This is a genomic window from Oscillospiraceae bacterium, assembly GCA_015067255.1.
Classification (GTDB): domain Bacteria; phylum Bacillota; class Clostridia; order Oscillospirales; family SIG519; genus SIG519.
Window position 1 is genome coordinate 1 of record SVMS01000003.1, and the last position, 25,193, is coordinate 25,193.

Sequence of the window (25,193 nt, forward strand, 5' to 3'; positions counted from 1 at the left end):
CACTGCTGCCTCCCGTAGGAGTCTGGGCCGTGTCTCAGTCCCAATGTGGCCGATCAACCTCTCAGTTCGGCTACTGATCGTCGACTTGGTGAGCCGTTACCTCACCAACTATCTAATCAGACGCGAGCCCATCTACAAGCGGATTGCTCCTTTGGTATATCTACGATGCCGTTAATATACTTTATGCGGTATTAGCGTTCGTTTCCAAACGTTATCCCCCTCTTGTAGGCAGGTTGCTCACGCGTTACTCACCCGTCCGCCACTAAGCTCGTCATCTTCCGGTCCGAAGACCTTCTGTTGAGTCGCTCCGTTCGACTTGCATGTGTTAGGCACGCCGCCAGCGTTCGTCCTGAGCCAGGATCAAACTCTCTAAAAATTATCTTTTTAGAGTCGTTCTCGTGACTCTTTAGTTACACTTTATTGTGCCAAATTTACTCGTTATTTGTTAATCCTTTCGAATTAACGGGTCCATTTTCATTGTTCAATTTTCAAGGTCCGACTTGCACCGTTTTTGCTCTCTTTTTTTGCCCTGCATTTTGCGGTGCTTATACATAATACCACTACGCAATCACTTTGTCAACACTTTTTTTTACTTTTTTTTAACTTTTTTGCTTTTTGTCAGTTTTGCTTCCTCATTTAAGCTTATTTTCCACTATTTTGGCTGTTTTGACATAGCTTTTTCTGACTTTTTCCAAAGTGTTTGCGAGCAGTTTCGACATAATAAAAGCCTCCCAAAAGACTGGGAGGCTTTTATGAAATCAATTAAAGCTTAGTTTAACTTGATTATAGCCATTTCAGCTGCATCACCACGGCGGGGACCTGTCTTAAGAATGGTTGTATAACCACCATTTTTATCCTCGTATTTAGGAGCGATTTCATCAAAGAGCTTTTTAACGATATCCTCCTTGGTGATATAAGCTAATGCCTGTCTTTTAGCATGAAGTGTATTTGTTTTTCCGAGAGTAATCATTTTCTCAGCAACACAGCGAACCTCTTTTGCACGAGGCAATGTTGTTTCGATTTGACCGTTCTCTAACAGGAAGGTTACCATTGCACGCAGCATTGCTTTTCTGCTGTCGGTTGTTCTTCCTAATTTTCTTGTGCCCGGCATAAAACTACCTCCTCTTCGTCTGTTATTCTTCCTCTTTAGATAATGTAAGTCCTAATGCCTCTAACTTTTGCATAACTTCCTCAAGGGATTTCTTTCCGAGGTTTCTGACCTTCATCATCTCTTCCTCGGTCTTTCCTGCAAGGTCTTCAACCGAGTTTATTCCTGCTCTCTTAAGACAATTGAAGGAACGAACTGAAAGCTCGAGCTCTTCTATTGTCATTTCAAGAAACTTTTCTTTTCCTTGCTCCTTAGGAGCTACCCAAACGCCACTTTCCTTTGCGTCGCCAGATAAATCAATGAACAAATTAAGATGCTCACTCATTATCTTTGCTGCATAGGAAACTGCTTCTTCAGCAGTTAAAGTACCGTCTGTCTGTACCTCAAGAGTCAGCTTGTCGTAATCTGTTACGTCGCCGACACGGGTATTTTCAACAACATAATTAACCTTAGTTACGGGTGTATAGATGGAGTCAATGGGAATAACGCTGATAATCTGATGAGTATTTGCCTTATTTCTCTCAGCAGAAACGTAGCCTCTGCCGTGATTGAGTGTTATTTCCATATAAAGCTTTGCATCTGCATTTAGTGTTGCAATATGCATATCTTTATTAATAATTTCAACGTCGGAATCAGCTTTGATATCTGCCGCTGTAATAACTCCTTCGCCTTCTGCATCAATGAAAACAATCTTAGGACCTTCACTGTGTAGCTTAGCAATAAGGCCTTTAATGTTTAAAACGATTTCGGGTACGTCTTCTTTAACACCTTTGATTGTTGTGAATTCGTGCTGAACTCCGTCAATCTTTATAGATGTTGCCGCAACGCCCGGCAGAGAGGACAAAAGTATTCTACGCAAAGAATTTCCAAGAGTTATACCGTAACCTCTTTCAAGAGGTTCAACGACAAACTTGCTATAACTTCCGCCATCTGATGACTCAGTAACCTTAATTTGAGGCTTCTCAATCTCTATCACTATATTACCCTCCTGTTATATTTTAACAGCTTTTGCTGTAAGCGAATATACTGTATTTTCGTAATAAATACGAAACAAAATACAATAAATTATTTAGAATAAAGCTCGACGATAAGATGCTCTTCGATAGGAAGATCGATATCTTCTCTTGAAGGAAGAACGATTACCGTACAGGTTTTTGTATCTTTGTCAACAGACATCCAACCGGGAACGGGTTTGGAGCCGTTTGCTTCGATAACTGCCTTAAACTTTTCGCTTTCTGCACTCTTAGATTTAAGAGCGATAACGTCGCCTGCTTTAAGCAGATATGAGGGAATATTTACGTTTTTACCGTTAACGGTAAAATGTCCGTGTGTTACAAATTGACGAGCCTCAGCTCTTGACATTGCAAAGCCTGCTCTATACACAACGTTGTCAAGTCTTGATTCAAGAATTCTGAGCAAGTTTTCACCTGCTTGACCCTGCTGCTTTGAAGCCATTTCAAAATAATGAGCAAACTGGGATTCAAGAATTCCGTAAAAACGTCTTGCCTTTTGCTTCTCACGAAGCTGTAAGCCGTACTCGGAAAGCTTCTTTCTGCCTTGAGCATGCTGTCCGGGAACGCCTCTTTCCTTACTAATTGCACACTTGCCGGAATAACATCTGTCACCCTTTAAAAAGAGTTTTGTGCCTTCACGTCTGCAAAGTCTGCATACTGAACCGGTATATCTTGCCATTTAGTATAGCACCTCCACTTAATTTCACCGGCGGAGCGCCGGCGACTATTCTTTCCGCCTTTTGCGGAGAGTCACCTAAGCTTTTCCTTTTATATGAAAAGCTGCTCTTTAAAATTAGACACGTCTTCTTTTAGGCGGTCTGCAACCGTTGTGAGGTATCGGAGTAACGTCTTTAATCATGCTGATTTCAAGACCTGTTGTCTGAAGAGCTCTGATAGCTGCTTCACGACCTGCTCCGGGTCCCTTTACGTATACTTCAACCGTTTTTAAGCCATGCTCCATAGCTGCTTTGGAAGCTGTTTCTGCTGCCATTTGAGCTGCGAAGGGAGTGGACTTACGAGAACCTCTGAAACCTAATCCGCCGGCAGATGCCCAGGATAATGCGTTTCCGTTCACATCGGTAATGGTGACAATAGTATTGTTAAAGGTCGACTGGATATGTGCAGCGCCTTTTTCAATGTTTTTCTTTTCACGACGTCTTCTTGTTGTAGTCTTTTTTGCTACTGCCTTAGCCATATTATTTCATCTCCCCGCTTATTTCTTCTTATTTGCAATCGTCTTCTTCGGTCCCTTACGAGTACGAGCATTTGTTTTGCTTCTTTGTCCTCTTACGGGAAGTCCTTTTCTGTGACGAATGCCTCTGTAACATCCGATTTCGATAAGACGCTTAATGTCTAATGCTCTGTCACGGCGGAGGTCACCCTCAACTATGAATGTCTTGTCGATATAGTCTCTGAGCTTAGAAACCTCATCTTCTGTAAGGTCTTTGCAGCGAGTATCAGGATTGATTCCGCATGCGCTCAGGGTTTGTTTTGCTCTTGTCGGTCCAATACCGTAAATGTAGGTAATTCCGACCTCTACCCTTTTATCGTTGGGTAAATCAACACCGGCTATTCTTGCCATTTTGTAAAAACACCTCCTGAATTAATCGTAAAAATTAACCTTGCTTTTGCTTATGCTTTGGGTTTTCGCAAATTACCATGACTTTGCCTTTTCTCTTGATAATTTTGCACTTTTCGCACATCGGTTTAACTGAAGGTCTTACTTTCATTTTTAGTCCTCCTTAAATTCGTGCCGTAAAGCACCTGTCTCCCGCTGTTTTGCGGAAGCTTTCTTTTTCTATGAGCTTTAAGCTCTTTTTTTATTTGCTTCTCCAGGTAATGCGTCCCCTTGTTAAATCGTAGGGAGACATTTCCACGGTTACCTTGTCACCGGGAAGAACCTTTATATAGTTCATCCTAAGCTTGCCCGATATATGAGCCAAAATTTTATGGCCGTTGGGAAGCTCAACCTGAAACATAGCATTCGGAAGTGCCTCTAAAACGACACCTTCAAATTCTATTACATCATCCTTTGACAAGTTATAAACCTCCTTCGCAAAGCGGATTTTCAAGCTGACGTATTGCTTTTCTCAGCTCGGCGTCCGTTACACTGTCGCCTTTTTTCAGCTTTTGAGCCACACGAATATCTGCGCTTGAAAAATGTGATATATGTTTTATTTTTTTACGTTTGGGATTACCTAATCTTCGGTAATCTCCATCCGCCAGCAATACATATCCGTCGTCCTGACAATCAAGAACAAAAAACAATCTTCCTTTATCACGTCCGGACAATGATTTAACAATGTCACCTTTAATGATATTCATAACAAGCAGCCGAGTGCTTAGCACTCTTACTCATGTCACCACCGTTTTTGTAATTTTATTCAGCCAAACTGAGTTGACTAAATTTTTGTCAGAATTTCCGGCTCGTTATCGGTTATAAGGATTGTGTTTTCATAATGAGCGGAATTTTTTCCGTCAGCTGTAACCACAGTCCATTTGTCAGATAAAATTTTAATTTCCTGGCTTCCGGCATTTATCATAGGTTCGACTGCTATAGTCATACCCTTTGTCAGCCTTACACCTCTTCCCTTGGAACCAAAATTAGGAACCTCGGGAGCTTCGTGCAAATCCTGACCTATGCCGTGTCCTACGAAACGTTTTACTGTACTGTAACCGAATTTTTTGACATAGCTGTCAATTGCATATCCTATGTCGCCTATGCGACAGCCTTGCCTTGCGTAATTTATTCCTTCAAAAAACGATTGCCTTGTGACCTCGACAAGCTTTCTGTTCTCATCAGACACATTTCCGGCAAAAAACGTATTTGCGCAATCACCGTGAACTCCATTTATATTAGCGCCTACGTCTATACTTACGATGTCCCCATCTTTTATTATTCTGCTTTTAGATGGTATTCCGTGTATAACCTCAGAATTGATGGAAATACAGGCACTTCCGGGATAACCGTCATATCCTAAGAAAGACGGCCTTGCACCTTTTGAAGTAATAAACTCACGGATTTTAGTGTCAAGCTCATAGGTTGAAATGCCAACGGTTACAAGCTCGCCCGCTAACGCAAGCGCTCCTGCTGCAATACTGCCCGCTTTACGCATAGCTTCAACCTGAGCTTTTGACTTGATAATTATCATTTTACTTACGCCTCTAATGCTTTCAGTACCTCAGCCGTTGTATCCTCTATCTTTATCTTACCGTAAGCAAGTCTCAGCTTTCCTGTTTTCTTATAGTAATCCTTAAGAGGTTCGGTCTGCTGATGATAGATTTCAAGACGGGACAATACTGTTTCGGGCTTATCATCCTCACGGACGTAAAGCGTTCCTCCGCAGCTGTCGCAAGTCTTATTATCTTTAGACGGCTTGTACTCTATATGGTAAGTAGCTCCACAGGAGCATACTCGCCTTCCTGACATTCTTTCAATTATTCTACTGTCCGGAACCTCTATAGAAACAACCTTGTCAATTTCCACGCCCATTTCATCAAGTGCAGCCGCCTGCGGTACGGTTCTTGGAAAACCGTCAAGAATAAAACCGTTTGCACAGTCACTTTGATTAAGACGCTCTTTTATAATTCCTATAACTACTTCATCGGGTACCAATCTGCCTTCGTCCATATAGGATTTAGCTTTGACACCCATTTCAGTAGCATCAGCAACTGCTTTTCTTATAATTGCGCCGGTAGAGATGGTAGGAATATTGAATTTCTCACACAGAATTTCTGCTTGAGTTCCTTTGCCTGCTCCCGGAGCTCCGAGTAAAATAATCTTCAAGAATATTCTCCTTTCAAAAACGGAAATTTTCTGTTTTCATGGAACGCCTTGTTACAGGCGTTCCAATAATTTCTATTTTAAACAGACACTAACCGTTTATCCATGTATATTATTCAAGAAATCCTTTGTAGTGACGCATAAGCATCTGGCTCTCAATTTGCTTGAGAGTTTCAAGAATAACACCGACAATAATAAGTATAGATGTACCGCCCAAAGCAATATTAACTTTAAGTCCCATACTGATAAGTATAGGAAGAATAGCAATAAAGCCAAGGAACAACGCACCTAACAAAGTTGTCTTTGAAAGTACCTTAGAAATAAAGTCAGATGTGGGCTTACCGGGTCTGATACCGGGAATAAAGCCGCCATTTTTCTTTACGTTGTTGGCAATTTCAATGGGGTTGTACTGAATAGTTACATAGAAATAATTGAAGAACAATATTAAAAGGAAATAAACTACTGCATAAGGCCAAGTAGTATATGAGAAGTACTTTGTCATAAAGTTAGCAAAGCCCGAATTGGGGAAGAACTGTGCTATCGTTGTAGGTAGCATACAGAATGAGCTTGCGAAAATTATGGGAAGTACACCTGTCATTGTTACCTTTATAGGTAAATGAGTGTTCTGTCCGCCGTACATTTTGCGGCCAACAACTCTTTTTGCGTACTGAATAGGAATACGTCTTTCCGCATCGTTCATAATTATTATGAATACGATAAGAGCAAGGAACACAACTAATACCAACGGGATAACCCAGTACTGACCGAGCTCTACGCCGTAGGAGTACATATACGCAATTACGCTGGGTCCTCTTGATACGATTGAGAAGAAAAGGATTATAGAGATACCGTTTCCGATACCGTTTTCATTAATTTTTTCGCCCAACCACATAACTATTGAAGAACCTGCGGTAAAGGTAAGAACAATGATAAGGGTTTTAAACCAGTGGGGATTTGCAATAACGGTTGTACCTAAATCTTTAGCACTGTGAAGAAGAACCGAATAGTAACCATAGCCCTCAATAAGAGCAAGAACTACAGTTGTATAACGGGTAATCTGTGCTAATTTCTTTCTTCCTTCTTCTCCCTCTTTCTGCATTCTTTCGAGTGCAGGAATGGCAACTGTCAACAGTTGGATTACGATTGATGCCGTAATATACGGAGAAATCGCTAAAGCAAAGATTGTTGCTTTTTCCAACGAACCGCCCGCCATAATGTTAAGGAAGCTGAACATACTGTTTCCGCTTCCGAGAGAGCCGGAATCTACAGCAAATATCAATTTCATTGCATCTGCTTCGATGAAAGGTACGGGAATTGCAGAACCTAATCTGTAAATAACGATAATTAAAAGGGTAAAAAGTATTTTCTTGCGCAAATCTGCTATTTTCCATGCATTAACTGCTGCTTGAAACACTTATAACACCTCAACCTTCCCGCCTGCTGCTTCAATCTTCTCCTTAGCGGAGTCAGAAATCTTAACAGCGTGAACGGTAAACTTTTTGGTAACTTCTCCTCTTCCCAAAACTTTAAGGCCATCAAATGCTTTGTTGATAATTCCAGCTTCTATAAGCTTCTCAACAGTAATGATAGAACCGCCTCTCATTTTGTTAAGGTCGGATACGTTAATTACAGCATAGGTCTTCTTGAAGTGATTATTAAATCCTCTTTTGGGCAAACGTCTTGCCAAAGGCATTTGTCCGCCTTCAAAGCCGGGTCTTACTCCGCCGCCTGAACGTGCTTTTTGACCCTTATGTCCTCTGCCGGCTGTTTTTCCGTTTCCGGTGCCTGCGCCTCTACCTTTTCTCTTTGCAACAGAGGTGGAGCCAGCAGCGGGTGATAATTCATTAAGCTTCATTGTGACACCTCCTATTTTACTTCTTCAACTGCGATAAGGTGTGAGATTTTTGTAATCTTGCCTTGAGTCTGAGCATTGTCAGGCTGAATTGTGAAATCTCTAATCTTTTTAAGACCTAAGGAAAGCGCAGTAGCAATCTGGTCGTCTTTTCTGCCTATAAGGCTTTTTGTTAAAGTAATCTTAACCTTTGCCATTGTCTGTCCTCCTTAACCTAAAATCTCGCTAACCGACTTACCGCGAATAGCAGCTACCTGCTTTGCGTCTCTAACGCTCTTCAAGCCGTTGATTGTCGCGTTAACAACATTTCTTGAATTTCTTGAATACAATGCCTTGGTTCTGATGTCTTTAATTCCTGCAAGCTCTACAACCGCACGAACAGCGCCGCCGGCGATAACTCCGGTACCGGGTGCTGCAGGCTTTAATACAACATGTGATGAACCGAATATTCCGATTGTTTCGTGAGGAATTGTTGTTCCTCTCATAGAAACCTTGATAAGATTTTTCTTAGCATCCTCGATACCCTTACGGATAGCATCCGGAACTTCAGAAGCCTTACCAAGTCCTACGCCGACTATACCGTTACCGTCGCCAACAACGATAAGCGCTGAAAACTTAAAGATACGTCCGCCCTTTACAGTCTTACTTACACGGTTGAGGGCTACGACTCTCTCTTTTAAATCCAATGTGCCGGCATCAATTATTGAAGCCATGGTTTTTCCTCCTTCATAGATACTAACCTGTATTTACAGGCTTGTATTAAAGTTAAATAGACCGACAAAAATCAAAGCCGGTATTAGAAATTGAGTCCGCCTTCACGAGCGCCCTCTGCAAGCTCTTTAACTCTGCCGTGATATACATAGCCGCCTCTGTCGAAAACAACATCTGTGATGCCCTTTTCTTTTGCTGCTGCTGCGATTGCCAAACCAACCTTTTTAGCAGCTTCGCCGTTGCCGCCGTATGCATTGAAATCTTTATCCTTAGAGGATGCTGCAGCCAATGTTACGCCTGCTACGTCGTCAATAATCTGAGCGTATATATTTTTCAAGGAACGGAATACACAAAGACGGGGACACTCAGCTGTTCCGGATATCTTTGCACGTACTCTCTTATGTCTTTTGAGTCTTGCTTTATTGGAATCCTGTCTGCTAACCAATACAATTCATTCCTTTCTGTTAAGCTTTATGCAACAAGGGTTTTATTTCTTAGCACCCTTACCTGCTTTACCCTCTTTACGTCTGATAGTTTCGGTTGTGTATTTGATACCCTTGCCCTTGTAAGGCTCAGGGGGTCTCTTTTCACGAACATTCGCTGCATACTGACCAACTATCTGCTTGTCGGGGCCTGATATAACTAACAGGTTGGGGTTAGGAACGTCAAGAGTAATACCGGGGATTTCGGAAATTACTACCTGATGTGAAAATCCTAAGTTCATTACAACATCCTTGCCCTGCTTCTGAATTCTGTAACCAACACCGTTTATTTCTAATGTTTTTGAATAGCCGTTCTTAACGCCTTCAATCATATTAGCAATAAGTGTACGAGTAAGACCATGTAAGCTTCTGTGCTCTTTGTTTTCAGTAGGTCTTTCAACTGTCAGTACATTATTCTCGAATTTAACGATCATATCAGGGTGGATATCTCTTTCCAATGTACCCTTTGCACCTTTTACGGTAATGTGAGAACCGTTTAAGGTCACTGTTACATCGGAAGGAACGTTTATGGGCATTCTACCTATACGTGACATTTAAACTTACCTCCATTACCAAACAAATGCGAGAACTTCGCCGCCAACGTTTTCTTTACGTGCAGCTCTGTCTGTCATTACGCCCTTAGAAGTTGAAACTATGGCAATACCAAGTCCCTTCATAACCTTAGGCATATCCTCGCAATTTGCGTATACTCTTAAGCCGGGTTTTGATATTCTCTTAAGTCCCTTAATAACCTTTTCCTTTTCAGGAGTGTACTTTAAGGTAACACGGATAATACCCTGCTTGCTATCGTCAATTATCTGATAGTTTTTAATATATCCCTCATTAACAAGAATTTCAGCGATTGCTTTTTTCATGTTTGATGCGGGAATGTCAACCGTTTCGTGCTTAGCTGAATTTGCATTTCTGATTCTTGTCAGCATATCAGCTATCGGATCGGTGATATACATAGCGCCATTCCTCCTTCAAATATTACCAACTGGCTTTTCTTACTCCCGGAATGTGTCCCTTATATGCTAACTCACGGAAACAAATACGGCAAATACCGTACTTTCTGAGGTAAGCATGGGGCCTTCCGCAGATTTTGCACCTGTTGTAAGCACGAGTAGAGAATTTCGGCTCTCTCTGCTGTTTTAAAATCATTGATTTTTTAGCCATCTTACTGCCTCCTTTACTTAGCGAACGGAGCGCCCAATAGCGTGAGCAGCTCTCTTGCCTCTTCATCGGTATTTGCTGTTGTTGCAAATACAATGTCCATACCACGGATTTTGTCAATCTTGTCGAACTCGATTTCCGGGAAGATAAGCTGTTCCTTAATTCCCATTGCATAATTTCCTCTGCCGTCGAAAGCGTCGGGCTTTATGCCACGGAAGTCACGTACACGGGGAAGAGCTACACTGAAGAGTCTGTCAACAAACTCATACATTTTGTCGCCTCTTAATGTAACCTTTGCACCAATGTTCATACCCTCACGAAGCTTAAAATTAGCAACAGATTTACGAGCCTTTGTGGGAACTGCCTTCTGACCGGTGATAATTCCCAAGTCGTTTATAATGCTGTCAATTGCTTTGGAGTTATCTTTAGCTTCTCCGCAGCCTACGTTTATAACGACCTTATCAAGCTTCGGAATCTGCATCGGGCTCTTATATGAAAACTTTTTCATAAGTGCGGGAGCAACTTCGTTTTTATAAAAATCTTTCAATCTTGCCAATGCAATCTGCCTCCTTTACTATATCGTCTCACGGCAGTCGGAGTTTTTGCAAACTCTTACCTTTGTGCCGTCGGACAGAATTGTACGGCCTACTCTTGTAGGTTTGCCGCACTTAGGGCAAACAAGCATAACCTTTGAAGCGTACAAGGGGCCCTCAGCCTTTAAGATACCGCCCGCTTCACCTTGACGGCGGGGCTTAACGTGCTTTGTAACCATATTGCAGCCTTCAACGATAACTTTGCCTTCCTTAGGGGATACTTCAAGAACTTTGCCCTTCTTGCCTTTGCTTTTTCCTGAAATAACTATAACAGTGTCGCCCTTTTTAACATGTAATTTCTTTATCATTTCGCAACACCTCCACTATAATACTTCGGGAGCAAGTGATAATATCTTGGTATATTCTTTATCACGAAGCTCTCTTGCTATCGGTCCAAAAATACGGGTTCCTTTAGGATTCTTATCATCTCTGATAATAACTGCCGCATTTTCATCAAAGCGGATATGAGAACCGTCGGGACGCTTAACACCTTTTACGGTACGTACTACGACTGCCTTAACCACTTCACCTTTTTTAACAACGCCGCCGGGAGTTGCTTTCTTAACGGAGGCGATAATAACATCTCCTATGCCTGCGAACTTCTTGCCGGAACCACCGAGAACTCTGATACACATTATCTCTTTTGCGCCGGTATTGTCCGCAACCTTAAGATATGATTGCTGTTGTACCACGGTAAATCCTCCTTTCCCTCTTTTGAGAGGGTTTTAAAATACATTATTTTGCTTTTTCTATAATTTCAACAAGACGCCAGTGCTTATCCTTGGAAATAGGACGTGTTTCCATAATACGAACCTTATCTCCTATTGAACACTCGTTATTCTCATCGTGCGCCTTTATTTTATCGGTTCTTTTCAAAACCTTCTTGTAAAGAGGATGTGTAACGTTGCCTTTTATGGTTACAACGATTGTCTTGTCCATTTTATTGGAGGTTACAACACCGATTCTTTCTTTTCTTAATGCTCTTTCACTCATCACAAACCATCCTTTCCATTAAAGCAGAACGCTTACGCATTCTCCTTTAACTCCTTTTCACGAAGAATTGTCTTGACTCTTGCAATATCCTTCTTAATAGCTGCAAGCTTCAAAGGATTGTCAAGCTGATTTGTAGCATGCTGAAATCTGAGGATAAAAAGGTTTTGTTTTAAGTCCTTAAGCTTATCGTTAAGCTCTGCAAGAGACATTTCTCTTAATTCGTTAGCCTTCATTAATCCTCACCTCCACATTTTTCCTCTTTTTTAACAAATTTACATTTAATAGGAAGCTTATGTGCTGCAAGACGCATTGCTTCACGTGCAACCTCTTCGCTTACGCCGGCGATTTCAAACATTACTCTGCCGGGCTTAACTACTGCTACCCAATATTCAGGTGAACCTTTACCTGAACCCATTCGAGTTTCAGCAGGCTTCTGAGTTACAGGCTTGTCAGGGAAAATCTTTATCCAAACCTGACCGCCTCTTTTGATATAACGGGTCATAGCAATACGGGCTGCTTCTATTTGATTGCTGGTAATCCAAGAGGACTCCAATGCCTGCAAACCGTACTCACCGTATGTTACGGTATTACCTCTGGTTGCAACGCCCTTCATTCTTCCACGCTGTACTCTTCTGTACTTAACTCTTTTTGGCATTAACATTGGGTTTTCCTCCTTCCTTTGCTACAGGAACCTTCTTAACATTGTTAAGAACTTCACCCTTGTATATCCAAACCTTAACACCGATTTTACCGTAGGTTGTATTTGCCTCTGCAAAACCGTAGTCAATGTCTGCTCTTAATGTCTGTAGGGGAATAGTTCCTTCATGATATTGCTCTGTTCTTGCGATTTCGGCACCGCCCAAACGTCCGCTTACGCTGACTTTGATACCCTTGGAACCGAATTTCATAGCTCTGCCGATTGACTGCTTCATAGCTCTTCTGAAAGAAACACGTCTTTCAAGCTGTTCTGCAATGTTCTCGGAAACAAGCTGTGCATTTGTATCAGCTGATTTTACCTCTGCAAAGTTGAGAAGTATTTTCTTGCCGATAAGAGCTTCAACCTGTCCTCTCAGCTTATCCTTTTCTGCACCGTTTCTTCCGATTGCCATACCTAAACGTGCAACGTGAACGGTTATACGGATTTTGGAGGAGGGTCTTTCAATTTCAATCTTGGAAACGCCTGCTTTGTACAGTGCTTTCTTTATGAAATCTCTGATTTTTTTATCTTCAACGATATAGTCTCCGAAGCAGTTGTCCTTAACGAACCAACGGGAGTCCCAATCCTTGATAACGCCGACTCTTAAGCCGTGCGGATTAACCTTCTGTCCCATAATGTTACCTCCTTTTCCTTAATCCTTCTCTTTAAGTACCATCGTAATATGTGATGTTCTCTTGAGAATTCTGAATGCTCTGCCCTGTGCTCTGGGCATAATCCTCTTCAATGTAGGACCGGGGCATACGAAACATTCAGCCACATATAATTTTGAGGTATCCATAGAGTGATTGTTTTCTGCATTTGCAATTGCTGATTTTAACAGCTTAACAAGATACTCGGAAGCAGCCTTCGGAGTATTCTTTAAAATTGCCATTGCTGTAACTGTATCCTTTCCTCTGATAAGGTCAAGAACTATACTTACCTTACGGGGAGAAATACGTACATAACGCAAATAAGCTTTTGCTTCCATTTTACTGCCTCCTTACTTTGTGTTTGTTGTTTTTGAGCCGGAGTGTCCCTTAAAAAGTCTTGTAGGTGCAAACTCGCCCAATTTATGACCAACCATATCCTCAGTAACATATACCGGAACATGTTTTCTGCCGTCATGAACTGCAAGTGTATGTCCCACAAAATCCGGGAAGATTGTTGAAGCTCTCGACCAGGTTTTGAGAACTCTTTTTTCACCGGCAGCGTTCATTTGCTGTATTCTAACCAAAAGCTTCGGGTCAACAAAAGGTCCCTTTTTAACGCTTCTGCCCATGTGTAATTCATCCTTTCTTTATGAGAATATTACTTGCCGTTTCTTCTCTTTACGATAAACTTGTCAGACTTGTTTTTCTTTGCTCTTGTCTTATATCCTAAAGCAGGCTTACCCCAAGGAGTAACAGGACCGCTACGTCCGATAGGAGATTTACCTTCACCACCACCGTGAGGGTGATCGCAGGGGTTCATAACTGAACCACGAACTGTAGGACGGATACCCATATGACGAGTTCTGCCCGCCTTACCGATGTTAACCTTTGACTGATCAAGATTTGAAACCTGACCAATGGTAGCTTTACAATTAAGTCTTATAAGTCTCATTTCGCCTGAGGGAAGTCTTACCATTGCATATCCGTTTTCTTTACCCATAAGCTGAGCGGAGTTACCGGCGGAACGTACAAGCTGTGCGCCCTTTCCGGGATAAAGCTCAATATTGTGGATAACAGTACCTTCGGGAATGTTTGATATAGGTAAGCAGTTTCCGGGCTTAATATCTGCATTCTCACTGCTTATAACAGTGTCGCCCTCTTTGAGTCCGTGAGGAGCTATGATGTAGCTCTTTGTGCCGTCCTCATAAACTATAAGTGCGATAAATGCTGTACGGTTAGGATCGTATTCAATAGATGCAACCGTTGCAGGCATATCAACTTTATTTCTCTTAAAGTCAATAATTCTGTATTTCTTTTTGTTTCCGCCGCCGTGATGACGAACGGTAATTCTTCCGTAGCTGTTTCTGCCGGATTTCTTTTTGAGCTTAGTCAGAAGGGATTTTTCGGGTGCCTTATTCTTGGTAAGCTCTTCAAAAGTAAGAGTTGTCTTTTGTCTTGTACCCGGCGTAACAGGGTTATAGGTTTTAATTCCCACTAAGTTTCACTCCTTACATCATACTGTCGAAGAATTCGATAGTCTTGGACTTTTCTTTCAATGTAACTATCGCTTTCTTCCATGAGCGTGTTCTTCCGGCATGTACGCCCATTCTCTTGTTCTTTCCTCTGACGTTGATTGTGTTTACTTTCTCAACCTCAACGGAGAAAAGCTCCTCAACAGCTTTTCTGATTTCAACCTTATTAGCTGTTTTAGCTACCTCAAAGGTGTATCTCTTGTTTGCAATACCGTCCATACTTTTTTCAGTAATGATAGGTCTGATAATAATATCCTGTGCAAAGCTGCTCATTATGCGTACACCTCCTCAATTTTTGCAACTGCGTCCTTAGAAATAACCAAGGTGTTGTACTTCAATAAATCATAGGTATTGATAGTATTAACAGCTGCTGTTTTAATTCCTTGAATGTTTGCCGCACTCTTAATAACATTTTTATCTGCCTCTGCGGTAACAATCATAGCCTTTCCGGAAACCTTAAGAGCAGAAAGCATATTAACAATGCTCTTTGTTTTGATAGCATCAAGAGAAATGCTGTCAACAACAATGATGCTCTCCTCGGCAACCTTGGAGGACAGAGCAGACTTAAGAGCCACTCTCTTTGTTTTCTTTGTAAGGGAATAGCTGTAATCTCTGGGCTTAGGACCAAGAGCAATACCGCCGTGTGTCCACTGGGGAGCACGTGTTGAACCCTGACGGGCTCTGCCTGTTCCCTTTTGTCTCCAGGGCTTAATACCGCCGCCGGAAACCTCTGATCTTGTCAGAGTTGACTGTGTACCCTGTCTCTGATTTGCAAGATAGTTTACAACAGCCATATGCATAACAGTTTTATTTATATTTGCGCCGAAAACGGAATCTGCAAGAGTAATCTCGCCGACCTCTTTACCGGCCATATCATAAACTTTTACGTTTGGCATAACATTTCCTCCTTTCGTAGCACTACTTACTCTTTACTGCGCTCTTTAAAAGTACAACCGAGCCCTTAGGACCGGGAATAGCACCCTTAACCGCAATAAGATTTTTTTCAGCATCAATTTTTACCACGGAAAGATTTTGAACAGTTATTCTTTCACTTCCCATGTGTCCCGGCATAACCTTACCCTTCATAACTCTTGAAGGTGTTGAGCAGGAACCCATTGAGCCCTGACCTCTGTGATATCCGGAACCGTGAGCCATAGGACCTCTGTGTGTGCCCCATCTTTTGATAGTGCCTGCGAAGCCTTTACCCTTTGATGTTCCTGTAACGTCAACCTTCTGGCCTTCTTCAAAGATGTCAATCTTGATGATGTCGCCGATGTTTACATCGTCACAGTTTTCTGTTCTGAATTCACGAAGATACTTTTTGTAAGCCACGGAAGCCTTGTCAAACTGGCCCTTCACAGGCTTAGCAATTCTTTTTTCTGTTGTGTCGGAGAAACCTATCTGAACAGCGCAGTAGCCGTCCTTCTCAAAGGTTTTCTTGGAAACAACGGGGCAAGGACCAGCCTCAATTACAGTAACGGGAACAAGGTCGCCGTTTTCGGTAAAGATCTGTGTCATGCCGATTTTTTTGCCGATAATTCCTTTTAGCATAATTTTTTTCCTCCTAATTGGTTATTGGTTGGGCTTTCCCCAACTTGACCAGCGGGCATCTACGAAGACTAATCTAATTTAACTTCGAATTCAACGCCTGCGGGAAGCTCAAGACTCATAAGAGCTTCTTTTGTTTTAGCCGACGGCTTGAAGATGTCAATTAAACGCTTGTGTGTTCTCATTTCGAACTGCTCTCTGCTGTCCTTATACTTATGAACTGCACGAAGAATAGTAACGATTTCCTTCTCTGTGGGTAGCGGAATGGGGCCGGATACCTTAGAGCCTGAACGCTTAGCTGTTTCTACAATCTTCTCTGCTGCGATATCAACAAGAGTATGGTCGTAGCCCTTAAGTCTGATTCTCATTTTTTCTTTTACTGCCATTTTGCTCGCCTCCTTAAAATTTTCTTTTGGTTTGGCGGCTAACAAATCCTAACACTCTTCCGTGTGTTTCACCCTCTCCCATTATAAAACCGGAAATTATACTCAATAATTTCATCCGGCTTATTCAGGTGAATACTTTTTCTTTGCGGGCATCCGCAAAGGGACATAAGAGCATTCGGTATTTGTCGCCCGGTTTAAAATCGGACATACTCAGCGGAAATTCCCTGCAACAAATGCAGCCACCTCCCGCTTCATCGCACAGTAGGCTCATCATACGCAAAAAAGCGCAGAATTCCCCTACTAAAAGTCTCGCTTGCTTATTCTATCATAAATAAAATCAAATTGCAAGCATTTTTTTCAAAAAAATAAAAAAATTTTTAATACCAAAAATTATTCTTTTTTCATCTCTTTAAAAGCCCTTATTTATATATTATATATAATAATGTAGCTTTTTCAATTTTTCTGCAATCCGATTTCAAACAAAACAAAAGCTCCCGATTTAAAATCGAGAGCTCTCAGACTGTTAAAAAAACAGGATTTTTCCGTTTCAGTTATTCGAAAAATGAGTACAAGCCGATTTTATTTGATTTTTATTCCCTTGCTTTTTAAAAACAAAATAAAATCCTCTTTGCTGCCTTTTGTAAAAGTATCTTTTCCGAAAATGTAAATCAAATTTGCTTTTGATTGAGATTTTCAAGTTATAAATGAAAATAGAGTTATCCCGAAATTACGAGATAACTCTATTTTCGATGATATAACAAAAATCATACCAAAGAAAATGTAGTTGAAAACTTTGTTTTTAAGCAGTAAAACCGCCGAAAGTATGACGACTATTCCTGCAGTAACTGTATCATTTAGTAAGAATTGCATTTATTTCAATTTAAATCTTAAAATTGATTCAAACCCTTCTGGTGTCACCTGTGATGAACAATAGACAAAAGTTGATTTATTATCTGAAGCCGTATATGTAACATCTTCAAGAGGACAAATCGTTGCTACTCTTTCATTTTTTAAATCATAAGCCAACAGGTTTTCAGTGTCTGAAAAAATTAACACATCACCAATCATTTCGCAAATAATACCGAATCTATTAATCTCATTATCGTTTTTACCTTCCCATTTAAGTAGGCATATCATATGGTCTGTATTATCTTCAAAATCATGCATTTTCAAACCGTTACCATCGCGCATCAAAAGTCTGCTACCAAAAAACTTTAGTTTCAGATAGTCGTTTTTATTCCACACGTCAAGATATATTTCGCTAACAAACTCGTTTGTATCAATAGTCCACACAAGGATTTGTGATGTTATGTAATCAAAACTCATAGAATAATTGTTCTTAATGTTTTTAGTATAAATACCACTATGCATCATTGTAGCCGAACCTATTGAATTTATAATTCCATCACTTTTTGAGTTAAAATGATAATGTGTAACTTTTAACTTTTCATTATAATCGTATGGCTGCCCAAATTCACTTGAGGGTCGTTCTCTTACCGTAATATAATCTCCTGCTTCTGTAAAATATGGTAAATTATCTTCATAAAGTTCAAATAATCTTTTTACGGATTTTTCTTTAGGATTATATGACATAATATTATATCCGTAACCGTCAGCTTCGTTAACTGCAAATATAAAACAACCGTCTTTCTCGAAAATAGGAGTTATTACATCCGCTTTGTAAATTTCAATAGGGCTATGTCCTGAAATGTTATAAAGCGTATCTCTTTCATCTTCCTGCACAACTGCAAAAAACTCACCGCCTGCAGTACCAACTCCGGTTGGCGTATAATGTTCACCCAAAATTTCTATTTCTTCAATATCGAAAATATCAGTTGTTTTACAGGTTTCTGCTGTAGATACCAAATCCACTGTTTTTGAGCAATTGAATCCCACAGCCATACTGCTTGAAAACTTTAACTCATAATTTTCGTTTTCGCTATTTTGATTATATTCTTTAACTACGGTTTCTTTACAACCACATAAGTTTATTACAATACATAGTATGATGGTTAGTGTTATGAATTTTTTCACGGAAAAATCACCCCAAACTCTTTATATCTAAATCTGTCTGTAGGACTAAAAGTAAAAGGATCTAATTCTTTAACGGTATTATATTTATTTAAACTTTGCGGTAAGTGTGACGTATCTCCGTTTACTGCTGCAACATGGTATTTTGCTTGCATATGTTTAAAATCCTCGGTTATGTATAAAAACGCCATTGCTTCGGGGATATATAATTTTGTTGATATTATCATCCCATCCTCTGAAACTGAAATCCCCTCTGGCATAAGGCTATCTTCATTCAAAAATTGACACAAAAATGGGAACATTATTATTTTGTCTGCCTGCTCAAAGTTGATAAAGCTTTTTTGACTGGCAAAAGTATACATATAATTATTGTACTCTGTTAAAAGGTTGCAGTCGGTCGGAAGAGATTTGCTTAATATTACATCCCTGTTTTGAATATTTGCAGACCTTCCCGGTTCAGTCAATTTTGCTAATTCAAATTTTTTGTTTCTGAAATTATCGATTAGCATATACACATATCCGTCATCACCATAAAGCTGTAATGTCGATGAATTATAATTATTTTCAAAATAAATTTCCTTGCCTATATTTGGTCTTCCCATAAGATGCATATTACATCCAACCGCATTGTAAACATCGTAAATTTTTTCTACCGATATCGCATTATTTACCAAACCCGGTTCTTCGATAAAATCAATATTAGGTCTTTGGTTTATTATAATATTGGTGGATGGAGTTGAGGAAGACGATGTAGAGGATACAGTTTCTTCATTCTCTTCTTTAATTTCAAAATCTTTAAGAATAATGTTTTTGGCTATTTCTTCAATAACCCATTTTTCCACGGATATATCAAAAAACATATCAATGACTACATCATTAACTTTATAGGTAATAATATTACCTCTGCCTTTATCGGTGGTTATAAAACAGTTTTCAGATATTTTCGTATATTTTGCATCATCTATAGGAACAATTTTTTCTTTAACAGAAAAAATATCGTCCTCACCCAAATAGTTTATATTTAATACTACATTTCCAATTTGTTGGCCTAATTCATCACGAAATTCTATTAGGTTACGCCCGTCCCAAATTTCTGTATAAACCCATGAATCAGGTATAGTAAAAACTATTGTTTTTTTTAAAAAATCATCATTTTTATATTCTATTTTTTTAAAATTATTATTTTGGCGACTACTGTCACATCCGCAAATACATATTAGTAGACCCAAAATCAAGAATATAGAAATTATTTTTTTCACTTAATCGCATCCTTTATCGCTATGATTTTATTGCAAAATTTTACTAACAACATATGTAATTAACGGACTTTCAATAATTTTACTTACAATCAAATATACTGCAACGCCTCCAGCTAATGACCAGCCAGATGTTCCACCACGGGTACGGTTGATATTATGCAGTACATGGCTTCTGTAAATGCAGTCGGCAAGCAAACCGAAAAGAGTGCTAAATACAATCGAGGCTATAATCACCCAAAATGTCATTTTGCCGATTATGGCATCAATTTTACGGTCGTATTTGGTTGCAGCGTTAAGCGCCTCGGTCATATCAACACTACCATCGGTAAATGCCATATTATAATCATTAGTATTGTTTAAATATTGTGCGTAAGGCGCAATAATTTTTTCAGCTTCAAGCATAGCGGGCTTTATTGCTGTAGCGGATATTGCTGTTACACCGATAGAGTATAGCATACTAATAATTAAAAATATAACAGCATATTTATACATTTTGCGGTAGAACATCCAATAAACGTTAAAAAACATTGCTGACCAATTCATATGAAAAAATATTTTTTTACCCTCGTTTTTAGCAAAAATATCAACATAGCGTGATGAATTTTTATCTATAAACAAATGCAAGTCAGATTTCTTTATGTCATAAAGTAATGCTTCTTGATGGGTGGGCTTGTAATCAAGCGGTGTGCTACAGGTGCGGCAGTATGTGTCACCGTTAATAACTGTTGCGCCGCAGTTTGGGCATTTGTTTTCAAAATATGACATACAAAATTCTCCTTATTTAATACTATCCTTTCGTTTCTGTACGGCATTTTTACGAAACTCGGCAGGGGTTGTACCTGTTATTTCCTTAAAAATTCGGTTGAAGTGTTGTACCGTTTTGAACCCAACCATATTTGAAATATCTTTGATAGGCACATCAGTAAAAGCAAGTTGCTTTTTTGCAATAGTAATTCGGTACTGCATTAAATATTTGATTGCCGTACAACCAAGCTCTTCTTTTATAAGCGCAGTAAGGGTAGTGTGGTTTATTCCGGCGTTTGCTGATATATCGGACAAGGTTATACTATTGGCGTAATGTCCCTCAATATAAAGCACTGCATCACGAAGTCTCGGATTTCTTATGATTGGTGTATTGTCTGACTTTTGGTGTGTCAGTCCATACCCGATAAGACCATACATACGCTCTAAAGCAATAATAATCTCCATAAAATAGGAACGGCCTCGGCAAGACCAATACCAATCTCGTTGTTGCTCTAATTCTTCCATCATATAATCGGCAGATTGTTCTATCTTTTCTACCTGTGTTTTTGCAATGGGTATAACATACGCTTTATCAATAAATGGCTTTAACATAAACATATCGTGGGTGGTGGCAATATCACCATAATTTTTAGAACGTAAAAGTTCAAAGGTCATATTGATATTCAAGAATTTAGGGTGGAAGTATACACAAGTGTAGTGTGCTTTTACCTTTGAAACAAGCACGGGATTTTCCGACTCGTCAAAGCACAAGAAAGACGGTGCGGTAGCGATAATTTTCTCCCCACCAACCATAAAATCCAATTTTCCTTTGGTAAGTATAATCAGTAAAAAACACTTATCCTTAATATTGATGTTGTCAAGTGAGCCGTCCCTTACACACTCAACAAAAGCAATTTTTTCCTCATTATACTTTCTGCCAACCGTAATATGTTCCATGTTTCCACCGCCTTAAACTACATTTATTATACCATAATGCATATATCATCTCAACAATAAAACTTTATCTGTTTTGTAATTTGTTTTATCTATAATTAAACTTAAACTCTACTCAACAACAAAAAACTGTCTGTACAAATTCTGTATAGACAGTTTTTTAAGCAAGTAATTTTTGTCCCTATTGTGCCTCAATCATACCATATCGACAGTGAGGACACAAGGAATTAGTAATATGCTTTGTATCCCTCGTCAACACAATTAAAATTACCGACGGTTGTCCGAAGCCTTATTGCTGCATAAAAACTGCCCAAGTTATCTTTATGACAACTTGGGCAAATTTTAAAGTTTTTTATTATATAACTACTTGAACTTAAAAACTTCCTTTATATATTTTTTATTTATATTAATGACTATGAAATAAAGCGATGCTTATTTTTATTTAAAATCAAATCAGAACATTGGAGGATACCCCTTATTGTTTAATTTTTTTGTTCTTCAGAAGCCGTATTTTCATTTTTTTAATACCGACCTCCCATTGATTTTCTATTAAATTGTATATCAACCGTTACCGGATTTAATTTGGTTTTCATAAACCTGAGTGCCTTACTATTTTTCAATAAAGTTAATTTTTATTTTTTAAAATACAAGAAACACTAAAACTTTTTATCCCTTAACGCCTGATTGCTGACCTTCCTCTATTTCCAAGGGAAACACGCCTTTCGATTTGTTTAAAAAATTCAAATTCGTTATCCAATGGAAACACACCTTTCTTAGCAACTTTCTTTTTGCTTTATTCTTTTGACTCCTCTTTGTGTCTATATAGTACCATACATTTTCAAAATTGTCAACAGTTTTTATGCAAATTTAATATATTTTATTCTTTGCACAAAAAACCAAGTGCAACCTTGTGCAAAAATTACAATCATTATATTAAAAAGTCCAAGTATAACATCAAAATTATACTTGGACTTTTTTTAGTTTTTCTTTAGCATTAACGATACTATTTTCTTGGCTCCGATATTCAAATGAATTTTATCAGTATTTTCGCAAAGCTTTTCAATAGGCTCGTTATTCAAATTACACAGATATATTTCGTCTGCTTTAAAGAACAGCTCTATATCGGTTTCTTTTTCAGCATCCTGCGCATTATACATTCTCAAAATGTACTCTGTATCTGATATACGGTCGAAATTCGACAAGCAAACGCCGCCGTTTTCTTTTACAAAGCTCATTTCAGCGGGCAATACGCCTTCGTGTAAAGACTGAGCTACCGCAATAGTATCAAGCTTGAAGCTGTCAGCTTCTATGCAAGCTTCGTTTAAGCTTCGTTTTTCAAAATCAAGACAGTATTCAAAGCTAAGCTCTGTCTGTGCCTTACCCAAATAACCATTTGCACCTGCAACCTCTTTTGTAAAGGACCTGAAAAGAGTCAATGCTACGGTGTGGGATTTGTCCTCGGTAACCTCTACCTCGTACAAGCCCTTTGAGTAAAGAGCTATGCTTCTGTTTTCGTCAAACAATAAGACTGCGCCATTGTTTGGATTTACAAAGGTTTCTGTTTCCTTTGCAGTTTCCCAGTTTTCTTTTTCAATATCCCACTGTGTCATATTAAATGCGGTTTTAGTATAGAAGGTTTTTGAATTTATATAGCTGGGGAAGCATATTCTCATTCTGTGATTTACAGCTTTGTTTTCAAGAGCTGTCTTTATTTTTATCTTTGATGAATTTTTAGAAAGTATAACCTGTGTATTTATTATTTGCTCAACCGTTTCACAGCTTCTTGCCTGATAATCTGTATGTACAGGTACATCCATAAAGTTCTTTATGTTGACAACACAAACAAGTCCGTTGTCCTCAACAAGACTAACCTGCGCTTTTGATGAATAAATCAGTTGGTTTTTATACGGCGCCATAAAGTTGTAGCCATCACCGTCATCGCCGCTGTCTTCAAAAATATGAAGATCTTCAAATACCTCTTTAGTATCATTCACAGTAACATTAAAGGTTCCGTTATCGTTAAATTTAACTGTTATTTTTCCCGTATCAAAGCACATATGTCCCGCTTTCATACTTCCGCCCTGTCTGTGCGGAGGGAAAAGCGCCTCATATGCATAGCTGTAATTCGGAGGCATTACTGTAAGTCTGTTGTCGTAAGATATTACGGTATATCCCATAGGAGAAAGAGAAAGGCGCATTGCAACTGTTATAATATTTTTAGGTTCAAAATCAATCAATGCATTATAGTTGTATATATGCTGATTTTCCACCTTACTGTCTAAAATACAGTAGGGAATTTCATTTCCCAGGCTGTCATAAAATACAAAGCTGCGCTGATTTGCCATAGGCATAGCTAAGTTTAAAATAACAACCTCATCTGTCTGCGCCTGTGCAAAATTAAATACAACAAAAGCTCCGTCTTTACCTTTCAAGCCATTTGTATTTACGTTGCAGGCAAACACACTTGTCATATTTTTATTTAAGGTTTTACAAATTGAAGCAGTCTGTCTGAAACGGCAAAGATTGTCAAGATGCACATTGGTTATGGAACAGCCGCAAATACTGTCGTGAGGATGATTTTTAAGCAAGTAAGTCCAAGCTTCCTCAATCAAAGCTTCACGGTTTTTAACCTCATTACTGTCTTTTTTGAAATCATAATCTTTTTTGCAAAGCTCAACAACACTGTTCAAGGGCTGTGTAACCCTTGTTATAAGCTGTTCGCAGTAATCGTTTTGTTGCTTGATTTGGATAATTGATGACAGCACGTTTTTCAAAAGCACACTGTTAAGACCTTTTGGCGCAATACTGTAAAGAGAGCCTTCTATTTTCTCAAGCTTTGCATCCTTGCTTTTGAAATCTTCAATGAAGCTGCTCATAGTGGAATGAACAAAATTACAATCCTGAGTATTTTCATTGAGAAGCTTTATTATTTCGGGTAAATCCTCGCAAGCGTCTATATGATCCACACCGTCTAACATCAAATAAACGTCATTAGTATTTGCTTTTTCGGAAAGCTCCACTAACTGTTTTACTCTCTGTACAAGCTCGTCCTTGTCCATAGCTCTCTTTTCAAAAGGCCATCTTGCAGCAAAATAGAAATTGGAATAGGAACGGTCCTCACATATTTTGAAAACGAGTATTTCCGAATTGTCGGCGCCCTTCCACGCAAACGCATCTTTTTCATAATCAGATATTCCTCTGAACAAAACAGCGTTGTCAATATCAAACCCTTTAAATAATTGAGGCATCTGATTATTAAATCCGAATATGTCAACAACATATCCGCATTTCATCGCCTTTGCTCCGATTTTCTCTGCTTGCTTAATACCTCTTTGCAGGTTTTTCACAAGGGACTCACCCGACACCAAAAAGGCGTCAGGCATAACATACCAGGGGCCTACGATTATTTTTCCCTGCTGTATAAGTCCGTACAGCTTTTCTCTGTTTTCAGGACGAATTGCCAAATAGTCGTCAAGAACTATTGTCTGTCCGTCAAAATGGAAATACAGATATTCGGGATTTTTTTCAAATACTTCGAGTAATCCGTCTACCATTCGTACAAGTCTTATCCTGTACTCCTGAAATTCTTCATACCATTCTCTGTCCCAATGGGTATGGGAAATTATGTGTAAATTTTTCATTTTAGACCTCCGCTGCTTCAATTTCATGTAATTACATTAATT

General features: G+C 39.3%; 37 protein-coding genes and 1 rRNA gene. All 38 read right to left on the reverse strand.

Annotated features, from left to right (window positions below; all coding sequences use genetic code 11):
• Window positions 1-376, reverse strand: a 16S ribosomal RNA gene (locus E7480_01340); the annotation flags it as partial.
• Between the two features lie 393 nt (window positions 377-769).
• Window positions 770-1,111, reverse strand: coding sequence for a 50S ribosomal protein L17 (locus E7480_01345; GenBank protein MBE6903234.1), 342 nt, complete (start codon window positions 1,109-1,111; stop codon window positions 770-772).
• A 22-nt stretch (window positions 1,112-1,133) separates the two neighbouring features.
• The gene (locus tag E7480_01350; protein MBE6903235.1) at window positions 1,134-2,084 is read right to left on the reverse strand and encodes a DNA-directed RNA polymerase subunit alpha; all 951 of its coding nucleotides are present in this window, start codon (window positions 2,082-2,084) and stop codon (window positions 1,134-1,136) included.
• Between the two features lie 89 nt (window positions 2,085-2,173).
• On the reverse strand, window positions 2,174-2,800 hold the full coding sequence (rpsD, locus tag E7480_01355; GenBank protein ID MBE6903236.1) for a 30S ribosomal protein S4: 627 nt from the start codon (window positions 2,798-2,800) through the stop codon (window positions 2,174-2,176).
• Window positions 2,801-2,914: 114 nt separating this feature from the next.
• The gene (rpsK, locus tag E7480_01360) at window positions 2,915-3,316 is read right to left on the reverse strand and encodes a 30S ribosomal protein S11 (GenBank protein MBE6903237.1); all 402 of its coding nucleotides are present in this window, start codon (window positions 3,314-3,316) and stop codon (window positions 2,915-2,917) included.
• 18 nt (window positions 3,317-3,334) lie between these two features.
• A complete protein-coding gene (rpsM, locus tag E7480_01365; GenBank protein ID MBE6903238.1) occupies window positions 3,335-3,703 on the reverse strand; it encodes a 30S ribosomal protein S13 in 369 nt (122 codons plus the stop codon).
• Between the two features lie 34 nt (window positions 3,704-3,737).
• Window positions 3,738-3,851, reverse strand: a complete 114-nt coding sequence (rpmJ, locus tag E7480_01370; protein MBE6903239.1) for a 50S ribosomal protein L36 — start codon at window positions 3,849-3,851, stop codon at window positions 3,738-3,740.
• 90 nt (window positions 3,852-3,941) lie between these two features.
• Window positions 3,942-4,160 (reverse strand): translation initiation factor IF-1, encoded by a 219-nt coding sequence (gene infA / locus E7480_01375; GenBank protein ID MBE6903240.1) that lies wholly within the window; start codon window positions 4,158-4,160, stop codon window positions 3,942-3,944.
• A gap of 1 nt (window position 4,161) precedes the next feature.
• Window positions 4,162-4,446: an RNA-binding protein gene (locus tag E7480_01380; GenBank protein ID MBE6903241.1), complete on the reverse strand. Its 285-nt coding sequence runs from the start codon at window positions 4,444-4,446 to the stop codon at window positions 4,162-4,164.
• Window positions 4,447-4,523: 77 nt separating this feature from the next.
• Window positions 4,524-5,273, reverse strand: a complete 750-nt coding sequence (gene map, locus E7480_01385; protein ID MBE6903242.1) for a type I methionyl aminopeptidase — start codon at window positions 5,271-5,273, stop codon at window positions 4,524-4,526.
• Window positions 5,274-5,278: 5 nt separating this feature from the next.
• On the reverse strand, window positions 5,279-5,908 hold the full coding sequence (locus tag E7480_01390; protein MBE6903243.1) for an adenylate kinase: 630 nt from the start codon (window positions 5,906-5,908) through the stop codon (window positions 5,279-5,281).
• Window positions 5,909-6,017: 109 nt separating this feature from the next.
• A complete protein-coding gene (secY, locus tag E7480_01395; GenBank protein ID MBE6903244.1) occupies window positions 6,018-7,319 on the reverse strand; it encodes a preprotein translocase subunit SecY in 1,302 nt (433 codons plus the stop codon).
• Entirely contained in the window at window positions 7,320-7,760 is a 441-nt protein-coding gene (locus E7480_01400; protein MBE6903245.1) for a 50S ribosomal protein L15, read from the reverse strand.
• An 11-nt stretch (window positions 7,761-7,771) separates the two neighbouring features.
• Window positions 7,772-7,954 (reverse strand): 50S ribosomal protein L30, encoded by a 183-nt coding sequence (gene rpmD / locus E7480_01405; protein ID MBE6903246.1) that lies wholly within the window; start codon window positions 7,952-7,954, stop codon window positions 7,772-7,774.
• Window positions 7,955-7,966: 12 nt separating this feature from the next.
• On the reverse strand, window positions 7,967-8,470 hold the full coding sequence (locus tag E7480_01410; GenBank protein ID MBE6903247.1) for a 30S ribosomal protein S5: 504 nt from the start codon (window positions 8,468-8,470) through the stop codon (window positions 7,967-7,969).
• Window positions 8,471-8,553: 83 nt separating this feature from the next.
• A complete protein-coding gene (locus tag E7480_01415; protein ID MBE6903248.1) occupies window positions 8,554-8,913 on the reverse strand; it encodes a 50S ribosomal protein L18 in 360 nt (119 codons plus the stop codon).
• A gap of 42 nt (window positions 8,914-8,955) precedes the next feature.
• Window positions 8,956-9,504, reverse strand: coding sequence for a 50S ribosomal protein L6 (locus E7480_01420; GenBank protein MBE6903249.1), 549 nt, complete (start codon window positions 9,502-9,504; stop codon window positions 8,956-8,958).
• Window positions 9,505-9,519: 15 nt separating this feature from the next.
• The gene (rpsH, locus tag E7480_01425) at window positions 9,520-9,918 is read right to left on the reverse strand and encodes a 30S ribosomal protein S8 (protein ID MBE6903250.1); all 399 of its coding nucleotides are present in this window, start codon (window positions 9,916-9,918) and stop codon (window positions 9,520-9,522) included.
• A 22-nt stretch (window positions 9,919-9,940) separates the two neighbouring features.
• The gene (locus E7480_01430; GenBank protein MBE6903251.1) at window positions 9,941-10,126 is read right to left on the reverse strand and encodes a type Z 30S ribosomal protein S14; all 186 of its coding nucleotides are present in this window, start codon (window positions 10,124-10,126) and stop codon (window positions 9,941-9,943) included.
• Between the two features lie 13 nt (window positions 10,127-10,139).
• Entirely contained in the window at window positions 10,140-10,679 is a 540-nt protein-coding gene (gene rplE, locus E7480_01435; GenBank protein MBE6903252.1) for a 50S ribosomal protein L5, read from the reverse strand.
• Window positions 10,680-10,697: 18 nt separating this feature from the next.
• Window positions 10,698-11,021, reverse strand: a complete 324-nt coding sequence (locus E7480_01440) for a 50S ribosomal protein L24 (GenBank protein MBE6903253.1) — start codon at window positions 11,019-11,021, stop codon at window positions 10,698-10,700.
• A gap of 18 nt (window positions 11,022-11,039) precedes the next feature.
• On the reverse strand, window positions 11,040-11,408 hold the full coding sequence (gene rplN, locus E7480_01445; protein MBE6903254.1) for a 50S ribosomal protein L14: 369 nt from the start codon (window positions 11,406-11,408) through the stop codon (window positions 11,040-11,042).
• A gap of 43 nt (window positions 11,409-11,451) precedes the next feature.
• Window positions 11,452-11,709: a 30S ribosomal protein S17 gene (gene rpsQ / locus E7480_01450; protein ID MBE6903255.1), complete on the reverse strand. Its 258-nt coding sequence runs from the start codon at window positions 11,707-11,709 to the stop codon at window positions 11,452-11,454.
• 32 nt (window positions 11,710-11,741) lie between these two features.
• On the reverse strand, window positions 11,742-11,942 hold the full coding sequence (locus E7480_01455) for a 50S ribosomal protein L29 (protein ID MBE6903256.1): 201 nt from the start codon (window positions 11,940-11,942) through the stop codon (window positions 11,742-11,744).
• Window positions 11,942-12,370 carry a 50S ribosomal protein L16 gene (rplP, locus tag E7480_01460; GenBank protein MBE6903257.1) on the reverse strand — a complete coding sequence of 143 codons (429 nt, stop codon included), beginning with the start codon at window positions 12,368-12,370 and terminating at the stop codon, window positions 11,942-11,944. The genes E7480_01455 and rplP overlap by 1 nt, the downstream gene beginning before the upstream one ends.
• Window positions 12,348-13,040, reverse strand: a complete 693-nt coding sequence (gene rpsC / locus E7480_01465) for a 30S ribosomal protein S3 (protein MBE6903258.1) — start codon at window positions 13,038-13,040, stop codon at window positions 12,348-12,350. The genes rplP and rpsC overlap by 23 nt, the downstream gene beginning before the upstream one ends.
• 18 nt (window positions 13,041-13,058) lie before the next feature.
• Window positions 13,059-13,394: a 50S ribosomal protein L22 gene (locus tag E7480_01470; protein MBE6903259.1), complete on the reverse strand. Its 336-nt coding sequence runs from the start codon at window positions 13,392-13,394 to the stop codon at window positions 13,059-13,061.
• Window positions 13,395-13,406: 12 nt separating this feature from the next.
• On the reverse strand, window positions 13,407-13,685 hold the full coding sequence (gene rpsS / locus E7480_01475; protein ID MBE6903260.1) for a 30S ribosomal protein S19: 279 nt from the start codon (window positions 13,683-13,685) through the stop codon (window positions 13,407-13,409).
• Between the two features lie 29 nt (window positions 13,686-13,714).
• On the reverse strand, window positions 13,715-14,551 hold the full coding sequence (rplB, locus tag E7480_01480; GenBank protein ID MBE6903261.1) for a 50S ribosomal protein L2: 837 nt from the start codon (window positions 14,549-14,551) through the stop codon (window positions 13,715-13,717).
• A gap of 13 nt (window positions 14,552-14,564) precedes the next feature.
• Window positions 14,565-14,861: a 50S ribosomal protein L23 gene (locus E7480_01485; GenBank protein ID MBE6903262.1), complete on the reverse strand. Its 297-nt coding sequence runs from the start codon at window positions 14,859-14,861 to the stop codon at window positions 14,565-14,567.
• Window positions 14,861-15,484 (reverse strand): 50S ribosomal protein L4, encoded by a 624-nt coding sequence (gene rplD / locus E7480_01490; GenBank protein ID MBE6903263.1) that lies wholly within the window; start codon window positions 15,482-15,484, stop codon window positions 14,861-14,863. The genes E7480_01485 and rplD overlap by 1 nt, the downstream gene beginning before the upstream one ends.
• A gap of 22 nt (window positions 15,485-15,506) precedes the next feature.
• Window positions 15,507-16,139 carry a 50S ribosomal protein L3 gene (locus E7480_01495; GenBank protein MBE6903264.1) on the reverse strand — a complete coding sequence of 211 codons (633 nt, stop codon included), beginning with the start codon at window positions 16,137-16,139 and terminating at the stop codon, window positions 15,507-15,509.
• 68 nt (window positions 16,140-16,207) lie between these two features.
• Window positions 16,208-16,522: a 30S ribosomal protein S10 gene (rpsJ, locus tag E7480_01500; GenBank protein MBE6903265.1), complete on the reverse strand. Its 315-nt coding sequence runs from the start codon at window positions 16,520-16,522 to the stop codon at window positions 16,208-16,210.
• A gap of 870 nt (window positions 16,523-17,392) precedes the next feature.
• Window positions 17,393-18,556, reverse strand: coding sequence for a hypothetical protein (locus tag E7480_01505; protein ID MBE6903266.1), 1,164 nt, complete (start codon window positions 18,554-18,556; stop codon window positions 17,393-17,395).
• Window positions 18,553-19,812: a hypothetical protein gene (locus E7480_01510; protein ID MBE6903267.1), complete on the reverse strand. Its 1,260-nt coding sequence runs from the start codon at window positions 19,810-19,812 to the stop codon at window positions 18,553-18,555. The genes E7480_01505 and E7480_01510 overlap by 4 nt, the downstream gene beginning before the upstream one ends.
• Window positions 19,813-19,839: 27 nt before the next feature.
• Entirely contained in the window at window positions 19,840-20,577 is a 738-nt protein-coding gene (locus E7480_01515; protein MBE6903268.1) for a DUF2628 domain-containing protein, read from the reverse strand.
• 12 nt (window positions 20,578-20,589) lie between these two features.
• Window positions 20,590-21,513: a helix-turn-helix transcriptional regulator gene (locus E7480_01520; protein ID MBE6903269.1), complete on the reverse strand. Its 924-nt coding sequence runs from the start codon at window positions 21,511-21,513 to the stop codon at window positions 20,590-20,592.
• A 974-nt stretch (window positions 21,514-22,487) separates the two neighbouring features.
• Window positions 22,488-25,178: a hypothetical protein gene (locus E7480_01525; GenBank protein ID MBE6903270.1), complete on the reverse strand. Its 2,691-nt coding sequence runs from the start codon at window positions 25,176-25,178 to the stop codon at window positions 22,488-22,490.
• Window positions 25,179-25,193 lie beyond the last annotated feature (15 nt).

Coding starts and splice junctions, on each gene's coding strand:
- E7480_01345 (MBE6903234.1), bottom strand. CDS start 1,111: ATGCCGGGCACAAGAAAATTAGGAAGAACAACCGACAGCAGAAAAGCA.
- rpsD (MBE6903236.1), bottom strand. CDS start 2,800: ATGGCAAGATATACCGGTTCAGTATGCAGACTTTGCAGACGTGAAGGC.
- rpsK (MBE6903237.1), bottom strand. CDS start 3,316: ATGGCTAAGGCAGTAGCAAAAAAGACTACAACAAGAAGACGTCGTGAA.
- rpsM (MBE6903238.1), bottom strand. CDS start 3,703: ATGGCAAGAATAGCCGGTGTTGATTTACCCAACGATAAAAGGGTAGAG.
- rpmJ (MBE6903239.1), bottom strand. CDS start 3,851: ATGAAAGTAAGACCTTCAGTTAAACCGATGTGCGAAAAGTGCAAAATT.
- E7480_01380 (MBE6903241.1), bottom strand. CDS start 4,446: ATGAATATCATTAAAGGTGACATTGTTAAATCATTGTCCGGACGTGAT.
- map (MBE6903242.1), bottom strand. CDS start 5,273: ATGATAATTATCAAGTCAAAAGCTCAGGTTGAAGCTATGCGTAAAGCG.
- E7480_01400 (MBE6903245.1), bottom strand. CDS start 7,760: ATGAAGCTTAATGAATTATCACCCGCTGCTGGCTCCACCTCTGTTGCA.
- rpmD (MBE6903246.1), bottom strand. CDS start 7,954: ATGGCAAAGGTTAAGATTACTTTAACAAAAAGCCTTATAGGCAGAAAA.
- E7480_01410 (MBE6903247.1), bottom strand. CDS start 8,470: ATGGCTTCAATAATTGATGCCGGCACATTGGATTTAAAAGAGAGAGTC.
- E7480_01420 (MBE6903249.1), bottom strand. CDS start 9,504: ATGTCACGTATAGGTAGAATGCCCATAAACGTTCCTTCCGATGTAACA.
- rpsH (MBE6903250.1), bottom strand. CDS start 9,918: ATGTATATCACCGATCCGATAGCTGATATGCTGACAAGAATCAGAAAT.
- E7480_01430 (MBE6903251.1), bottom strand. CDS start 10,126: ATGGCTAAAAAATCAATGATTTTAAAACAGCAGAGAGAGCCGAAATTC.
- rpsQ (MBE6903255.1), bottom strand. CDS start 11,709: ATGAGTGAAAGAGCATTAAGAAAAGAAAGAATCGGTGTTGTAACCTCC.
- E7480_01455 (MBE6903256.1), bottom strand. CDS start 11,942: ATGAAGGCTAACGAATTAAGAGAAATGTCTCTTGCAGAGCTTAACGAT.
- rplP (MBE6903257.1), bottom strand. CDS start 12,370: ATGTTAATGCCAAAAAGAGTTAAGTACAGAAGAGTACAGCGTGGAAGA.
- rpsC (MBE6903258.1), bottom strand. CDS start 13,040: ATGGGACAGAAGGTTAATCCGCACGGCTTAAGAGTCGGCGTTATCAAG.
- E7480_01470 (MBE6903259.1), bottom strand. CDS start 13,394: ATGGAAGCAAAAGCTTATTTGCGTTATGTACGTATTTCTCCCCGTAAG.
- rpsS (MBE6903260.1), bottom strand. CDS start 13,685: ATGGGCAGAAGCGTTAAAAAGGGACCTTTTGTTGACCCGAAGCTTTTG.
- E7480_01485 (MBE6903262.1), bottom strand. CDS start 14,861: ATGAGCAGCTTTGCACAGGATATTATTATCAGACCTATCATTACTGAA.
- rplD (MBE6903263.1), bottom strand. CDS start 15,484: ATGCCAAACGTAAAAGTTTATGATATGGCCGGTAAAGAGGTCGGCGAG.
- E7480_01495 (MBE6903264.1), bottom strand. CDS start 16,139: ATGCTAAAAGGAATTATCGGCAAAAAAATCGGCATGACACAGATCTTT.
- rpsJ (MBE6903265.1), bottom strand. CDS start 16,522: ATGGCAGTAAAAGAAAAAATGAGAATCAGACTTAAGGGCTACGACCAT.
- E7480_01515 (MBE6903268.1), bottom strand. CDS start 20,577: ATGTCATATTTTGAAAACAAATGCCCAAACTGCGGCGCAACAGTTATT.
- E7480_01520 (MBE6903269.1), bottom strand. CDS start 21,513: ATGGAACATATTACGGTTGGCAGAAAGTATAATGAGGAAAAAATTGCT.
- E7480_01525 (MBE6903270.1), bottom strand. CDS start 25,178: ATGAAATTGAAGCAGCGGAGGTCTAAAATGAAAAATTTACACATAATT.